Annotated in this window: 13 protein-coding genes, 16 tRNA genes, 1 rRNA gene and 1 pseudogene; 6 read left to right on the top strand and 25 right to left on the bottom strand. The window is 40.7% G+C overall.

Annotated features, from left to right (window positions below; genetic code table 11):
* Nucleotides 1-28: 28 nt before the first annotated feature.
* The 5 genes from NPA43_RS04440 to NPA43_RS04420 all read right to left on the bottom strand — a co-directional run bounded on the left by NPA43_RS04440 (nt 29) and on the right by NPA43_RS04420 (nt 3,715).
* Entirely contained in the window at nt 29-310 is a 282-nt protein-coding gene (locus NPA43_RS04440) for a hypothetical protein (RefSeq protein ID WP_099728238.1), read from the bottom strand.
* Nucleotides 307-1,212: a PqqD family protein gene (locus NPA43_RS04435; RefSeq protein WP_099728239.1), complete on the bottom strand. Its 906-nt coding sequence runs from the start codon at nt 1,210-1,212 to the stop codon at nt 307-309. Before NPA43_RS04435 ends, NPA43_RS04440 begins: the two co-directional genes overlap by 4 nt.
* The gene (locus tag NPA43_RS04430; RefSeq protein ID WP_256499653.1) at nt 1,196-2,662 is read right to left on the bottom strand and encodes a hypothetical protein; all 1,467 of its coding nucleotides are present in this window, start codon (nt 2,660-2,662) and stop codon (nt 1,196-1,198) included. Before NPA43_RS04430 ends, NPA43_RS04435 begins: the two co-directional genes overlap by 17 nt.
* A complete protein-coding gene (locus NPA43_RS04425; protein ID WP_099728241.1) occupies nt 2,640-3,386 on the bottom strand; it encodes an ABC transporter ATP-binding protein in 747 nt (248 codons plus the stop codon). The genes NPA43_RS04430 and NPA43_RS04425 overlap by 23 nt, the downstream gene beginning before the upstream one ends.
* A gap of 116 nt (nt 3,387-3,502) precedes the next feature.
* Entirely contained in the window at nt 3,503-3,715 is a 213-nt protein-coding gene (locus tag NPA43_RS04420; protein WP_003211695.1) for a hypothetical protein, read from the bottom strand.
* Between the two features lie 1,111 nt (nt 3,716-4,826).
* On the opposite strand from NPA43_RS04420, the gene NPA43_RS04415 reads away from it, so the two are divergent.
* Nucleotides 4,827-6,119 (top strand): homocysteine synthase, encoded by a 1,293-nt coding sequence (locus NPA43_RS04415; RefSeq protein ID WP_099728243.1) that lies wholly within the window; start codon nt 4,827-4,829, stop codon nt 6,117-6,119.
* Nucleotides 6,120-6,360: 241 nt separating this feature from the next.
* Here NPA43_RS04415 and lepB read toward each other — a convergent pair whose 3' ends face one another.
* Together lepB and NPA43_RS04405 are read right to left on the bottom strand one after the other, a co-directional pair.
* On the bottom strand, nt 6,361-6,927 hold the full coding sequence (lepB, locus tag NPA43_RS04410) for a signal peptidase I (protein WP_099728244.1): 567 nt from the start codon (nt 6,925-6,927) through the stop codon (nt 6,361-6,363).
* Nucleotides 6,928-7,083: 156 nt separating this feature from the next.
* Complete coding sequence (locus NPA43_RS04405) at nt 7,084-9,024, bottom strand: lipoteichoic acid synthase (RefSeq protein WP_099728255.1); 1,941 nt, start codon at nt 9,022-9,024, stop codon at nt 7,084-7,086.
* A gap of 548 nt (nt 9,025-9,572) precedes the next feature.
* Between NPA43_RS04405 and NPA43_RS04400 the strand changes: the two genes are divergently transcribed.
* The 5 genes from NPA43_RS04400 (at nt 9,573) to NPA43_RS04380 (ending at nt 11,651) form a co-directional block, all read left to right on the top strand.
* Nucleotides 9,573-9,956, top strand: coding sequence for a DUF7021 domain-containing protein (locus NPA43_RS04400; RefSeq protein ID WP_256499427.1), 384 nt, complete (start codon nt 9,573-9,575; stop codon nt 9,954-9,956).
* Entirely contained in the window at nt 9,956-10,357 is a 402-nt protein-coding gene (locus tag NPA43_RS04395) for a DUF2262 domain-containing protein (protein ID WP_256499426.1), read from the top strand. The genes NPA43_RS04400 and NPA43_RS04395 overlap by 1 nt, the downstream gene beginning before the upstream one ends.
* Before the next feature lie 74 nt (nt 10,358-10,431).
* On the top strand, nt 10,432-10,701 hold the full coding sequence (locus NPA43_RS04390) for a hypothetical protein (RefSeq protein ID WP_256499425.1): 270 nt from the start codon (nt 10,432-10,434) through the stop codon (nt 10,699-10,701).
* Nucleotides 10,702-10,844: 143 nt separating this feature from the next.
* Nucleotides 10,845-11,036, top strand: coding sequence for a hypothetical protein (locus NPA43_RS04385; protein WP_099728247.1), 192 nt, complete (start codon nt 10,845-10,847; stop codon nt 11,034-11,036).
* A 66-nt stretch (nt 11,037-11,102) separates the two neighbouring features.
* The gene (locus NPA43_RS04380) at nt 11,103-11,651 is read left to right on the top strand and encodes a histidine phosphatase family protein (protein WP_099728248.1); all 549 of its coding nucleotides are present in this window, start codon (nt 11,103-11,105) and stop codon (nt 11,649-11,651) included.
* Between the two features lie 100 nt (nt 11,652-11,751).
* Here the strand turns inward: NPA43_RS04380 and NPA43_RS04375 are convergent.
* The 18 genes and pseudogenes from NPA43_RS04375 to rrf form a co-directional block, all read right to left on the bottom strand.
* Nucleotides 11,752-12,393, bottom strand: a pseudogene (locus NPA43_RS04375) (hypothetical protein).
* A 228-nt stretch (nt 12,394-12,621) separates the two neighbouring features.
* A tRNA-Leu gene (locus tag NPA43_RS04370) sits at nt 12,622-12,703 on the bottom strand.
* A gap of 37 nt (nt 12,704-12,740) precedes the next feature.
* Nucleotides 12,741-12,829 (bottom strand) — tRNA-Leu (locus NPA43_RS04365).
* A 14-nt stretch (nt 12,830-12,843) separates the two neighbouring features.
* Nucleotides 12,844-12,914 (bottom strand) — tRNA-Cys (locus NPA43_RS04360).
* 5 nt (nt 12,915-12,919) lie between these two features.
* Nucleotides 12,920-12,994 (bottom strand) — tRNA-Gly (locus NPA43_RS04355).
* Between the two features lie 7 nt (nt 12,995-13,001).
* Nucleotides 13,002-13,073, bottom strand: a tRNA-Gln gene (locus tag NPA43_RS04350).
* Between the two features lie 9 nt (nt 13,074-13,082).
* Nucleotides 13,083-13,158, bottom strand: a tRNA-His gene (locus NPA43_RS04345).
* Between the two features lie 29 nt (nt 13,159-13,187).
* A tRNA-Trp gene (locus tag NPA43_RS04340) sits at nt 13,188-13,261 on the bottom strand.
* A gap of 13 nt (nt 13,262-13,274) precedes the next feature.
* Nucleotides 13,275-13,359 (bottom strand) — tRNA-Tyr (locus NPA43_RS04335).
* A gap of 27 nt (nt 13,360-13,386) precedes the next feature.
* A tRNA-Thr gene (locus tag NPA43_RS04330) sits at nt 13,387-13,459 on the bottom strand.
* Nucleotides 13,460-13,465: 6 nt separating this feature from the next.
* Nucleotides 13,466-13,541: transfer RNA gene (locus NPA43_RS04325), tRNA-Phe, on the bottom strand.
* Nucleotides 13,542-13,560: 19 nt separating this feature from the next.
* Nucleotides 13,561-13,637 (bottom strand) — tRNA-Asp (locus NPA43_RS04320).
* A 48-nt stretch (nt 13,638-13,685) separates the two neighbouring features.
* Nucleotides 13,686-13,762 (bottom strand) — tRNA-Met (locus tag NPA43_RS04315).
* 15 nt (nt 13,763-13,777) lie between these two features.
* Nucleotides 13,778-13,853 (bottom strand) — tRNA-Val (locus tag NPA43_RS04310).
* Between the two features lie 31 nt (nt 13,854-13,884).
* A tRNA-Glu gene (locus tag NPA43_RS04305) sits at nt 13,885-13,959 on the bottom strand.
* Nucleotides 13,960-13,978: 19 nt separating this feature from the next.
* Nucleotides 13,979-14,069 (bottom strand) — tRNA-Ser (locus tag NPA43_RS04300).
* A 4-nt stretch (nt 14,070-14,073) separates the two neighbouring features.
* A tRNA-Asn gene (locus tag NPA43_RS04295) sits at nt 14,074-14,148 on the bottom strand.
* A 9-nt stretch (nt 14,149-14,157) separates the two neighbouring features.
* Nucleotides 14,158-14,273 (bottom strand): 5S ribosomal RNA (gene rrf, locus NPA43_RS04290).
* Nucleotides 14,274-14,358: the final 85 nt, after the last annotated feature.

Raw genomic sequence — 14,358 nt, 5'->3', positions numbered from 1 at the left:
CATACAAAAAAAGATTAGGAAAATTCTCCTAATCTTTCGCTTTTTTCTGTTTCATTGCCGACAGCAATGCCACAATGAGAAAACTCGCTGCAAAAATCACAATCATATAAATAAAAAAGTTTGGCTTGATCTGAAAAGTAAACGCTGACGAACCTTCCATCTCAAAAGCGAGACTGTTAAATAATAATGCATCATTTGTTTTTGATTGAAATAAATGATAGAACAGTACACCAATTGTCAGCATCGGAAAGCCTAAGAATCCTAGGAAACCACCAACTATAGCACCTTGTTTCATTGCCTGAACGTTCATGATCGTTGTCCTCCCATTCCACGAAGCAATAGCTGCTTCATAATGGATTTACCATCCCCCATAAACGGAAGAAGATAGAGTAATTGAATAAAATACGTAATTGAAAAAATAAAAAAACCTGTCGAAATTGGATTTTCTTTCAGAAATAATACGGTCACAATGATTCCAGCTGCCCCAATCACACCAGGGAGAAGCGGTCCAAGCAGCGTAATCCATACCTGCTTTTTCTGAAATGGATCTAATACAGGTCTCACAAATTTCACAGACATCATATCACTCGCAAAAAAACCTTGAGGACCATCCCGTCCCGCAAACTTCCGATGTGCATAACCATGTGCTGCCTCATGCAAGGCCGTCCCGGTAATTAATCCGAAATAAATAATGGAAAAATAAATCGCAATGGCTGCAATCGATGGATCAGGGATGAATAAAAAGGCGATGCCTGCCATGACCATGAAAAGCACCCAGAAAAAGATGATTTTACGCGTCACCATAAGCAAGGCCGTCCCCAATATTTGAAGAAATGAGTGGCCTGTGCAATCAAATCGTTCCTTCATCTTTACTTGATACTGCTTAAAAAATTGACAGCAGGCTGTGACAATCCGATATGGTGATTGATAATGAATAGACAGCAAATGATGCTGATTCAGCCCCATCATCAGCTGATAAAAATCACGAGCAATGACAGACTCATCGACCTGAAACAAATCGGCTAGCTCTGCCGTAATACTCGCTTCTGTCCTCTTGCCGTCCACTTTCGTTAACATATGATAGGCACTTTCATTAATCGGGAGTGTGCTTCCATACTGCGTATCAGTGAGATGCCTCTTTTGTAAGGTCACATAAGGCCCAAGAGCCGGTACCCGCTCAATCTTTAGCTTACTGTTAAGAAGTTGAATCATGTGAATACCTCCATGAAAAACCTTTGTATATGGCAAAGATGAGCAGACCCTCAAAAGCAGCCACAAGCAGCCACTGAAGCGTTTGACTCGACTCCCCTATGACATAGTTTCCAATAAAAACAATTGGAATCATAAGTAAAATAAGTGCTCCAAATGAAAAAATGCCTGTGTATGGATTGTTCCGATCAAGAGGAAGTAAAATACCTACCACATAAAAGAGCGCAGTAGCATTGCATAACACAGCGGCCCCAATCAATACGTTCCAAATCTGATCAGGGAGCGTCAGTGTTGTCAGCATGAATAAAGCAATCTGCATCACACCAACGAGCAGAAGTCCAATAAACTTATACAGAGCCACTTCCCACGACATTAGGCCAAATGTTTTATACATCCCTAGCATACGTTTATCATTGCCAAATGAATTAAAGGCTGTTAATCCAGCAAGAGCACATAGAACAAAAAACGCTTCTTCTTCAAACCGGAATCCAAACTGATAACGGACGAATAAGATCACAATGAGAAGAATGAGAAAGTTTAAAATGTTTTCTTCATTTCGCACCTGTGATTTGATTTCCTTTACAATAAGTGACCATTTTTTTGAAGAAGAGAACGGCAATTTGTTTAAAAAGGTTAACGCTTTTTTCTCTGCCATAATCGGCATCATCGCAAGAGAAAGAAATGCGCCGCCCGCTGATAAAAGGATGAACAGAATCAAAATTGCATAGTTTACCCCTTCTGGAGACATCCCTTGTGCTGCAAGGAAAAACGGTGCTGTAAAATACATTAAATGATAATCAAACTCAATATATGATTGCTGAATTTGGCTGATATCAAAATGCGTCAATCCATACGCCACAACCAGTGCCAATAAAACAAAGATCGCTGCAAATTTTTGCAACGGTAATTTTAATTTTAGAACGAGCAAATAGGTAATGTTATAAATGAGCTGCAGCAGCATGAAGACAAAAAGCGATTGCAAAATCACCATCAAAAAGAAAGTAAAGATAAAGAAAATTCCGATTCCCTGGGCAATAAAGTTAGGTAAAAGCAGGATACCGATAAAAAATAAAACAAGCCCTGCCACCACTATCACCATCGGAATGAAGTATCCAAGACTTTTCTGAAAGGTAGAGAGCGGGAACCAGCTGAGCTGCATAGAAAACCGGTCTTGTTCAGGCGTTCTGACCTTGATCAGAACAAATAACAAGCTTGTAAAAATAGATGCATTGATCGCCATCGACACAACCAATAATCCAAGTGAACGTTCATCTCCATTTAAGAAAGCCTTCATAAAGACACCAGTAAAACTATATCCAATGATGGCCCCCATTGTGACTGCAAACAAAAAGAATAAGACCACAATGATTCGCTTCGTTTGAGTATCAAAGAGCTTATACATCTCCTGCTGCCACATTTTAAGCATCATTTTAGAAATGATTAATGATTTCATCAAAATGTGCACCCCTATCACTTAACATTGAAGCTTTCAGAAACACCTGTTCCAGTGTGCTTGATTGATACTTTTCCTTTAAGGCTGAGACTGTTCCTTCATCCATTTTATTTCCCTTAGAAATAATGGCGATTTTGTGGCACAGCTCTTCCGCTGAAAGCATATCATGCGTTGAAAGCAAGATTGCACCATGGTTCTCGGCATAACGCTTCATCAGTTTCTTTGTGTTTATAACCGCTTCAATATCAAGTCCTCTAAAGGGCTCATCCATGATCACCAATTGACTATCAAGCATAAAGGCGGCAATGAGCTGTGTCTTTTTTTTCATACCATGTGAATACGTTTCGATCGGTCTTGATAAAGCCGAGTCCATATCAAACAGTTCAATTAGTTGATTTCTTCTATGAATTGTTTTACATTCATACATAGAAGAAACAAAATCTAAATATTCAGCACCAGTCAATGCTTCAGGGAGCAGCAGGTCATCTGGAATATAGGCTACTTGTTTTTTAAAGGATGGGTCATCATTTGTGACGTCCTGCAAGTGAATCGTTCCTTTTGTATGCTTAATGATGCCGAGTATACAATTAATCATCGTTGTTTTACCAGATCCATTCGGTCCAGCAACAGCAACGATTTGATGAGGGGCAACCTTTAAATGAAAATCATTGACAGCAGTCACATTATTTTTATACGTCTTGGTTAAATTCTCGATCGTAAACATATAACCTCCAAGTGTCTGCATATTCTTTAAAAAACAGATCAGGCTAAACCGCCCGCCACAGACGGTTTAGCCCTGGTGTCATATCATAGAAGTAAAAAGATGAATCCTAAGTATAGCTACTTACATTCAATTTGGACTTTTAAGCCACTTTCCCACTGAACGGCTCCTGTAAAGCTACCCTTGCCGTTTGCTAAACACCAAACTGCTGCTCCTAGAACAACTGTTGCTCCCAATCCAAGAAGGACTGCAACAAATACTAAGAACCAAGCTTGGTCCATAATAGCAGGTTCCATAGTGGAATAGTCAACTTGCGGCGCTGCATAAGTCATACTTTTCACCTCCCAGCTTATGATGATCGTATCATAGGCGTCACACTCCAAACATCAACAGAAGATCCCATTTTTGACCGAACATACTTTCGATTAAAACGTGACTTTTTATTCAATTATTCACTCCCAACTGGATGAACCCTCTCTTTTTCACTAGTTTTTACCACAACACAATACCTACAAAACCCATATAATGGCAATGATTCCATCTTTTTTCTACTTTTTTTCAAATAGTTCATTTTCATCATCTCTTCTATATGTTCTTTCATTTTTGTGAGATAGAAAGAATTCCCCCGATATATCAGATATAAAAGTCCTGATTTCATGTCGTTATGTCACCAATTATGAAATATTTACTGATAATTCCGACAAAAGAGTGGGCATATTTTCCTTCTTCTCTTGTCACCGAAAATATGTATATACAAGAAAGTGCCTTGGGAAAAAAGCCCTTACCTGCTTCAGCAGGACACAACATATGACTCGCTTCCTTTCGATGAAAAAAGAACAGCAGCCTAGAAGTGACTACTATACTTTTTCTATATTTCTGAGAAAATTGCGGCAGAGGCTCTATCAGAAAAATAATTGTTCCCAATGATTTCACCAGCAATCATAATTGAAATTGTCAATGAAACCTCGATCCCTGTTGTCATCAGACATATACACAGTAAGTCCCTTAACCTAAAAAAGTTATTTTGACCTTATATGCTTTTCATCAATTCGATCGTAAATCGCTTCTATTCGTTCTTTCTTGATTGCTGTAAATCTCATATTTGTTCTGCTCAATCAAAATGTCTAGTGTGAGATCCATATGTTTTCTGTATTTTTTTCGTTTTTTCTTTTTTCCAAGTTCATCTTCCCTTCTGATTAAAATAAAAAAAGGCCCTTCACTCATGCTTGAGTGATAGAGCCTTCGGTTGACCGATCAGCCATTCTTGGTGATGTTTTCAGTATGCTTATGTTGATACATATTATTCCGACCTGTCAACTATATTTATTGTTTTTTCAGATTTATCTAAAAAATGATTGACCAAGCATGAAACAAGATTTATAGTCTTATTAAATATTTCTTATCAAAGTAGTTGGTTTTATCTAACAAAAGGAGGATACACACATGTCAGAAGAACTTCAATTTCGTTTAGAAACAAAAGCCATTCATGCAGGTCAGGAACTTGATTCAGCAACCTATTCAAGAGCCGTGCCTATTTATCAAACAAGCTCTTTCGGTTTTAGGGATAGTGAGCATGCGGCGAATTTATTCGGACTGCAGGAACCTGGAAATATTTATTCACGTATTATGAACCCTACAAACGACGTATTTGAAAAAAGGATCGCTGAGCTTGAAGGTGGAATTGGTGCACTTGCTGTCTCTTCTGGACAAGCAGCCACTACGTACTCTATTTTAAACATTGCAGGAGCCGGGGACGAAATTGTATCCTCCAGCAGTCTTTATGGAGGCACCTACAATCTGTTTGCTCATACCCTAAAAAAGCTCGGGATTACAGTGAAATTTGTCGATTCATCCAATCTTGAAGAACTTGAAGCAGCGATTACGGATAAAACAAAAGCAGTGTATGCAGAAAGCATCGGGAATCCAAAAGGCGACATTTTACATATTGAAGCCGTCTCAGCCATTGCACACAAACACCATATTCCGCTTATTGTGGACAATACGCTCGCCAGCCCCTATTTATTAAGACCTATCGAGTTTGGCGCAGACATTGTCGTCCACTCAGCGACGAAATTCATTGGCGGACATGGCACATCAATTGGCGGTGTCATCGTCGATAGCGGCGGGTTTCCTTGGGCTGACAGTGATAAGTTCAAAGGGCTGACTGAACCAGATCCAAGTTATCATGGCCTCACGTATACTGAAGCGATTGGAGAAGCGGCCTATATCACAAAAGCACGTGTACAGCTCTTACGTGATTTAGGCGCAGCACTGTCACCTTTTAACTCATTTTTGCTTCTTCAAGGCTTAGAAACATTGCATTTACGCCTTGAGCGGCATAGTGAAAATGCGTTAAAAACAGCGCAATTTTTACAGGATCACCCTCTTGTAGAGTGGGTAAGCTACCCTGGTCTTGAAGGCCATGAATCCTATGAGCTGGCTCAAACATATTTACCAAAAGGACAAGGTGCGATCCTCACATTCGGTATTAAAGGTGGACGAGAATCAGGTAAAAAGCTCATTGATTCCGTGCAGCTTTTCTCACATCTTGCAAACGTGGGCGACTCTAAATCACTGATCATTCATCCTGCCAGCACGACACATCAACAATTAAGTGAAGCAGAGCAAAAAGCGACAGGCGTCACACCAGAACTCATTCGTTTATCTGTTGGAACAGAAGCGATTGAAGACATCCTTGCAGATCTTGAGCAGGCGATTGCAAAAAGCCAGTCTTAAAGAAACAGAAAAAAGCACACGGCTGTGTGCTTTCAGCATGTAGACAACCCCTCGCATTCGGTGTCAGTCCTGCGTGCCGGTGCTCACGAATCTTAAATTCGCTCCGGTACTCGTCCTTCCTAGACTTCAAGGGTTTTCTATCACGCTGAGCTGAAAAGAAGACAAAGGGCTAAAATGAAGATCATTTTAGCCCTTTGTCAACAATCTGAAAGCACACGGCTGTGTGCTTTCAAATTGTTTATTATTGGTTGAGTAATCGAATATCTTGGAAAGGATAAAACACAAATGATGTTGTCCCTTGAATATCACTCTTTGTAAAAAGACCTAAGCCGTTGCGGCTGTCCATTGAATTCTGGCGATTGTCACCCATGACAAAGTACTTTCCTTTTGGGACTGTAAGAGGGCCAAAATCAGGTGTCAGCAAAGTGCCATCTGCGGCTGCTTGCTTTTTGTTTGACGCTAAATAAGGCTCTGCCACTTTTTTGCCATTTACATACAGCTGGTCGTTTTTCATTTCGATTTTATCACCAGGTAAACCAATCAATCGTTTCACGTAGTGAGTGCTGCGGTCTTCCCCATCAAGGACAATGATCTGTCCTCGTTTATAATCACCGAAATAATCGACGGTTTTATTCACAAAAACCCGTTCTGTATCATGCAATGTCGGATACATAGATGACCCTTTGACAATGTACGGTGCGAATAAAAAGTTACGAATGATAAAAACAGCAATGAATGCGATTAAGATGGCTTTGATCCAGCCCCATAACTCTGATTTCTTTTTTTGTGTTTTTGTATTTGTTGTCATAAGCTCCTCCTGAAATCCCCTAGGACGAAATGAGTTTTCGCCAGCTTACAGCTGACGTCACGCTTGTTTCCCCCTAAATATAAACATATTTTGCCAACAAATCAAGCTGTAAGAGAGAAAAAGGCAAGCACCTTTCTGTGCTTGCCCAAAACTCAGTTAGTTAGCAGAAGAATCTGCTTCGTTCTCTTTGTTTTTACCATAGAAATAATCAGATGGATTCACTGGTTTGAAATCCGATAGCTTATGGAATCGAAGAAGATCCCTGTAGAGCACTTTATCTGAAAGGCTTAACTGATTATCAACACGGGCTTTAATTGCCTCTGTCTTTTTATTTTGTTTCACCACTTTACCCGTTTTTGTATCGTAGACTGTATTATCTACAAGGGTATATGTCGGTGTCACATAGTTTCCGTTACGGAATGCAACGGTTTGGTCATGCTTTTTAGAAAATAGATCTGTTCCGAAATTCACGAACTCGTTTGAATCAATCCCTTGTAAATGAAGAAGCGTTGGCATTACGTCTACTTCACCACCATACGTATGATTCACGCCACCCTGTTTTCCAGGGATACGAATCATGAGCGGTACACGCTGGTTTTGTGCATTTTGATAAGGTGTAATTTCTTTTCCTTGAATTTCACTCATTGCACGGTTATGGTTCTCAGAAATACCGTTATGATCACCATATAATAAAATAACTGAGTCTTTATAAAGACCTGATTTCTTCAAGTCCTTAAAGAATTGCTCTAATGACTCATCCAAATATCTTGCTGTTTGGAAGTAATTATCCACTGTTTTATCGCCAGTTGTGGCCTTAGCAATCGTCGCATCTTTTTCATCTAAATTAAATGGATAGTGATTTGTCAGTGTCATTAAATGTGCATAAAATGGCTTTTTCATTGATTCTAACATTGGGATTGATTCTTTAAAAAATGGCTTATCTTTCAGACCCATATTTACAAGGTTTTCTTCATCCATGTTGTAATATGAAGCATCGAAGAATTGATCAATTCCCATATGCTTATAAATCGTGTCACGGTTCCAGAAAGACTTGTAGTCCCCGTGAAGCACAGCACTTGTATAGCCTGCTTTTTGATCTAGGATCGCAGGAAGTGATTGGTAGGTATTTTCACCCTTTGTCACAAACGCTGCACCCTCTGGCAAGCCAAACATACTATTATCCATCATCAGCTCAGCATCTGCTGTTTTTCCTTGACCTGTCTGATGGAAGAAGTTATCGAAATACGTAAAATCACCTTTTCCGTGAGCCAGTTTGTTTAAAAACGGCGTTACTTCTTCTCCATTTAGTTTGTAATCAATTAGGAACGACTGGAAACTCTCTAAATGGATTTTAATGATGTTTTTACCTTTCGCTTTACCAAAATATTCTCCATTTGGCTTCGCATAGTGAGAAGCCGTATAGTTCACGACATCAGTTAAATCTTCACTGCTCGCATTTGCGACCTGCGTTGCGTTTTGCGCTGATTGCACCCCGTCATAAATCGTATAATTATAGACACCTAAATATTTGACAACATACTTATGATCAAATGTTCTCGTTAATAATTCCGGACGATCCTTTTCAGCTAAATGCAGATTGACAAAGAACAACCCAACACCTGCAGCCACAATAAGCAGTGCAAACGTCTTTTTCATTTGGAATTTCTTCACTTCCGGTCTCCAAATCACAATGGCAATCAAGATCATGATATCAAGGAAGTACAAAAGATCATGCGGCTTAATGCTCGACAACACACCGCCAGTCATACCTCCTCCAAGATTGCCTGCTTGTTTCATTGTTGAGAAAGTCAAAAAATCATCAAAGAAACGATAGTACGCTACATTTGCATATAAAAGTGCGGTCATAATAAAGTCAATGACAATTAAAACAATGGCAGATTTACGCCCCTTCAAAAAGAGAGCAAGTCCCAAAAACACGATGGCTGAACTAAATGGATTTAATAAGAGAAGACCCTCTTGAAAAGAACCTTTCACTCCTAAATTAAAGTCCATTTTGTAGGCTGTGTAAGATTTTGCCCAGAATAAAAGAACAGCCAAAACAAAAAAGCTATATTTGTTCGCAAATATTTTTTTCATAAAACCTCTTCTTTCTTTTTTTCGATCTGATATAAATGAAATCATAAAAAATTTACATTCATTTTGCAAATGTAAATCTTCTGCACCCAGCATTCCGATGCTCTGTCTCCGCCGGATACATGTGCTCCTTTAATATAACGGATGAGAAGCATCATAAGTTTCAAAAAAAATACGAGTAAATAAAAGGTGAAATATCCATTTACATTAAATTCACTAACACTTCATGCTTCAGTGGATGATGAAGGTTTTGTAAATCACTTAGTATTACTTTACTTTTTTCATCTAATCGTGTCAAAGTAATTATAAAGAAAAGGAAGAATCACCTAGGCTTTTCGACTCATTTACCCAAATTTATACAAAATTCGAACCCAACTCCTCAATTTGCTCTTTTATTGTGACTCAACTCCAGCAATCCATGTATTCTCACTCCTTCTGTAAGTCCAGAAAACAGTTTTAAGCAAAAAAGGCTTGATTTCCCCTGCTAATGTGCGGTGTGATAAAGATATAGATTTTGATCATATCATTCTTATGTAGCTGGGGGACATCACATGAAGAAAAACAAACAAATGAACGCATTTGAAGAAAGGTTTTCAGAAGAACTAGTAGACATGATTGCTGTCACAGGACCTTCTGGAGTAGGCGCAGGAAAAGAATCTCTTTGGACCGCTTCAATTCCACTGATTGCATGGAAGGAAAAAGGCCGCATCACAACCGAAAAAGTGAGACTCTGCTGGTTAACAGATGAAGAGGGGTTACGGGAAAAACAGGCACAATTACATAAAGAATCAATCGTTACACTTCAGGTACGAAAAGGTACAGATGAATTCATGCTGGTATCACTCATCGATACAGATACAAAGGATAGAGAGCTTCAAGAGATATTAGAAGAAGCTCCTTTTATCACGATGACAAGCTGGGCACCTTTGAATTAGTGAAAGGACTAGACTTATTTGAAACGACGATCCAATGGGGGAAGCAAGAGTGCCTTCTCTACTTCAATCTCGGAGAAGAAGAAGAAATAAACGACTCTCTCCAAGCCGCTAGACGACTCGTACAAGAGCAGACTAAATGGGATTCTTCTATTAAATCATTTGCGGCAAATAAGCTGATTGAGCTAGCAAAAGACTGGCAGGAACAAGACGATTCAGATGAAAATCAAGAAGAGATCACACATGACCAATTTATAAACCGCATTTCACTTGAAAGCCTGCAAGCTTATCCAAATGGAGAGTTTGAAGCCTACTATCATGACGGTGATTTATTTTGGGGACATGTCATCCTTGTCACTGGAAATATAAATGGCACATTTAAAGATGCACACATTGCAGGCTAAAGGATGGAGTTGTCTATTGAATGAAACCTTTCCTCTTTCTAAGCGTAATGAAACATATGAAAGGAGGAGGTCATGTGGGATTCATTTTAGACATCTTTACCCTTGCTCTGTACATCCTTTTTCTACAGGTAGATGAAGAAGAGATATCAAGGAACGCAGTACATCTGAAAAAATATAGCTGGTTTCAAGCGTTATTAAATGATCAAACTTTCAGAGAGCTCATCATTTATAACCAAGATGTTCGCCGTGTCATTGGTCGGTTTAAAACGGATAAACTCCATCATAAGCGTTACAACATAAGATGCGAACGTAAATTACTGCAAGCATTACGCCGTGCCATGTAAATATACAAAAAGAGCCGCACTTGACTGTGGCTCTTTTCGTATAAATTTAATAAAACCTTTTGAAGAAAACAATTGACGCCTGGACAACTCTCCCCGTATATTATGTATAAATCCATCTTTTTCTTAGAAAAGGAGGCTCCCACATGCGCTTGTTTAAGAACTGGCGAAAAAAGCAGCACAAACAGCCGATCGCTTCAGAAACGCAAGAAGACAGCATTCCAATCAACTTTTCCACACTTCCCTTTGGTACAGACACCGTAGATGATTTTTTGTTCAACTTAGACCTGACCTCCAAGCTTACAGATCCCTATAAAGAAACAGATACGAACAAATGAACCTAGATCATGAATGCTCATCCAATCCTGGATGATTTTTTTATACTCAATGAAAGGTGTAATTCCATGAAAACCTATTATGTCGTCAGACACTGCCAAGCAGATGCACAATCCAAAGAAGCGGCTTTAACACCGCAGGGCATCGCTCAATCACACACACTTGCCCAATTCTTTTCCAGCATACACCTCAATCAGATCATCTCAAGTCCTTATAAACGAGCGATCCAAACCATCCAGCCTCTTGCTCTTGCAAAACAACTTAAGATGAAAATTGATGAACGTCTCTCTGAACGTGTGTTAAGCTGCAAACCAATGGACGATTGGTATGAGAAGCTAAAGCTTAGTTTTATGGATGTAAACATCACATATGAAGGCGGTGAATCAAGCCAGGAAGCCATGAAAAGGATCGTAGAGGTTCTATACGAACAAATACATTTAGAAGAAGATCATACCCTCTTCGTCACACACGGTAATATCATGAGCCTGCTCCTCAAACACGTCGATTCGAACATTGGCTTCAATGAGTGGGAGAAGCTCAGCAATCCAGATGTCTATGTATTGAAATACTTTCACTCAGATCATTTAGAAATAGAACGAATATGGCATAACATATAAAAAACGGCAGAATCCATTCTGTCGTTTTCTCATCACAATACACCTATTGGCGATAATAAAAGGCTTCCACCCATTCATATGGTTTTTCAAGTTCCGCACATCATTTCATAAACCCGATTGTCTCCGTTTGCTGAAATTCAATCCAGGCAGATAAAAGCTGAGCATAGTAGTCTGCTTGTTTTTGAAAATAGGTACGTGTTCTTTCATCTTGTATCAGCATCATGACATCTTGAATGCCCTGAATTCGCTCTTGATCCATCTCGAAGGTACTTAAATAAAGATCTTCATGTATATGATGAAACGAATACCATAAAGCCGCTAGATAGATTTCACAAATATGAACAATCACACGGTGCTCTTCACTGCCCGCCTTCAATAAATAAGGCAGCCCTTCTCCTTGATGCACAAACAAGCCTTGCCAGCGATATGGCCTCACATCAACACGATCAAGCTTCATCCACTCTTGAAAATACCGGAATGATAATACCCCTTGTCAGCGGAAAAACGAGCAAATGATGGCCATCCTCAAACTGTTCAATCCACTCAAACAGCCACGCAACAAATACTCGCTGAGTTTCAAAATCCAACTGCTTCATCTCTTCTATAAAGGACTGAAGAACCTTCAGCGCATCTTTACGCAACGCAGCCCCTGTTCTTTTCGTTCACAGTACTCTCTAAAAAGCGGATAATAATGAGACCTATCGTCTTGAATGATCGTCTGAAGCAAAGTCATAGTACGCACCAAAAATCCCCTCTCACTATACACTCGCGTTCTAGTTCACACGTATCATTCCATTGTGATCTACTAAATAATTTCATTAACATTTAAGTTGTTCTTACGATAGCTTTCTCCCCCCTCGCAACTTCGATTAGAGGTGATGGGAAAACAAAAAAACGCCTCACCACAATGGAGAAACGTTAGTTTGACGGTATATTAAGTTCAATTACCGATTATGAAAATTTTAATAGATACCGGTGGCCGGGGTCGAACCGGCACTCCGTGAGGAACACGATTTTGAGTCGTGCGCGTCTGCCAATTCCGCCACACCGGCATGATCATTAAAGAGCGCAACTTATGATAAAAATTAATGGTGCCGAGGGCCGGACTTGAACCGGCACGGTAGTCACCTACCGCAGGATTTTAAGTCCTGTGTGTCTGCCAATTCCACCACCCCGGCAGTCTTTTCAAAAAAGGCGACACCCGGATTTGAACCGGGGATAAAGGTTTTGCAGACCTCTGCCTTACCACTTGGCTATGCCGCCATTATTGGAGCGGAAGACGGGATTCGAACCCGCGACCCCCACCTTGGCAAGGTGGTGTTCTACCACTGAACTACTTCCGCATATCAACTGGGCTAGCTGGATTCGAACCAACGCATGACGGAGTCAAAGTCCGTTGCCTTACCGCTTGGCTATAGCCCAATAATAAAATGGGGCGATTGATGGGAATCGAACCCACGAGTGCCAGAGCCACAATCTGGTGCGTTAACCACTTCGCCACAACCGCCATAGATGTTATGAATCATATCATATAATTGGCAGGGGCAGTAGGAATCGAACCCACACCGGAGGTTTTGGAGACCTCTGTTCTACCTTTAAACTATGCCCCTATGAAAATAAAAATGGTGGAGGGGGGCGGATTCGAACCGCCGAACCCGGAGGGAGCGGATTTACAGTCCGCCGCGTTTAGCCACTTCGCTACCCCTCCACATATGGAAATAATAAAGAAAAACAGTGCCGGCAAGAGGACTTGAACCCCCAACCTACTGATTACAAGTCAGTTGCTCTACCAATTGAGCTACACCGGCAAATAGTGGTGGCTCGGGACGGAATCGAACCGCCGACACACGGATTTTCAGTCCGTTGCTCTACCAACTGAGCTACCGAGCCAAGTATTATTTTTGAAAAATGGCGGTCCGGACGGGACTCGAACCCGCGACCTCCTGCGTGACAGGCAGGCATTCTAACCAACTGAACTACCGGACCATTTTGGTTGCACTTAATGAGTACTCCCTATTGGTATATAAAATAATTTGGTTGCGGGGGCAGGATTTGAACCTGCGACCTTCGGGTTATGAGCCCGACGAGCTACCGAACTGCTCCACCCCGCGACGATATAAAAGATATGGTGGAGGATGACGGGCTCGAACCGCCGACCCTCTGCTTGTAAGGCAGATGCTCTCCCAGCTGAGCTAATCCTCCGAATAAAAATGCTGGTATGTATTATATAAAATGGTGACCCGTACGGGATTCGAACCCGTGTTACCGCCGTGAAAGGGCGGTGTCTTAACCGCTTGACCAACGGGCCCTCTATTATATGTATCTTGTGGCGGAGAGCAAGGGATTCGAACCCTTGAGACGGGGTTACCGCCTACACGATTTCCAATCGTGCTCCTTCGGCCACTCGGACAGCTCTCCAAATTGGCTCCGCAGGTAGGATTCGAACCTACGACCGATCGGTTAACAGCCGATAGCTCTACCACTGAGCTACTGCGGAATGAAGAAAGCCTGGCGATGTCCTACTCTCACAGGGGGAAACCCCCAACTACCATCGGCGCTGAAGAGCTTAACTTCCGTGTTCGGTATGGGAACGGGTGTGACCTCTTCGCCATCATCACCAGACAATTTAGTGACAAAAGATATTATACTATGTATTGAAAATAAATCAAGAGATATTTTAAAAATGTTCTCTCAAAACTAGATAACA

It is taken from the genome of Bacillus pumilus (assembly GCF_024498355.1).
Taxonomy (GTDB): domain Bacteria; phylum Bacillota; class Bacilli; order Bacillales; family Bacillaceae; genus Bacillus; species Bacillus pumilus_P.
The sequence above is the reverse complement of the archived record's forward strand: the minus strand, read 5'-3'. Positions and strand labels throughout refer to the sequence as shown.

Coding starts and splice junctions, on each gene's coding strand:
- NPA43_RS04440 (WP_099728238.1), bottom strand. CDS start 310: ATGAACGTTCAGGCAATGAAACAAGGTGCTATAGTTGGTGGTTTCCTA.
- NPA43_RS04435 (WP_099728239.1), bottom strand. CDS start 1,212: ATGATTCAACTTCTTAACAGTAAGCTAAAGATTGAGCGGGTACCGGCT.
- NPA43_RS04430 (WP_256499653.1), bottom strand. CDS start 2,662: ATGAAATCATTAATCATTTCTAAAATGATGCTTAAAATGTGGCAGCAG.
- NPA43_RS04425 (WP_099728241.1), bottom strand. CDS start 3,386: ATGTTTACGATCGAGAATTTAACCAAGACGTATAAAAATAATGTGACT.
- NPA43_RS04420 (WP_003211695.1), bottom strand. CDS start 3,715: ATGACTTATGCAGCGCCGCAAGTTGACTATTCCACTATGGAACCTGCT.
- NPA43_RS04415 (WP_099728243.1), top strand. CDS start 4,827: ATGTCAGAAGAACTTCAATTTCGTTTAGAAACAAAAGCCATTCATGCA.
- lepB (WP_099728244.1), bottom strand. CDS start 6,927: ATGACAACAAATACAAAAACACAAAAAAAGAAATCAGAGTTATGGGGC.
- NPA43_RS04405 (WP_099728255.1), bottom strand. CDS start 9,024: ATGAAAAAAATATTTGCGAACAAATATAGCTTTTTTGTTTTGGCTGTT.
- NPA43_RS04400 (WP_256499427.1), top strand. CDS start 9,573: ATGAAGAAAAACAAACAAATGAACGCATTTGAAGAAAGGTTTTCAGAA.
- NPA43_RS04385 (WP_099728247.1), top strand. CDS start 10,845: ATGCGCTTGTTTAAGAACTGGCGAAAAAAGCAGCACAAACAGCCGATC.
- NPA43_RS04380 (WP_099728248.1), top strand. CDS start 11,103: ATGAAAACCTATTATGTCGTCAGACACTGCCAAGCAGATGCACAATCC.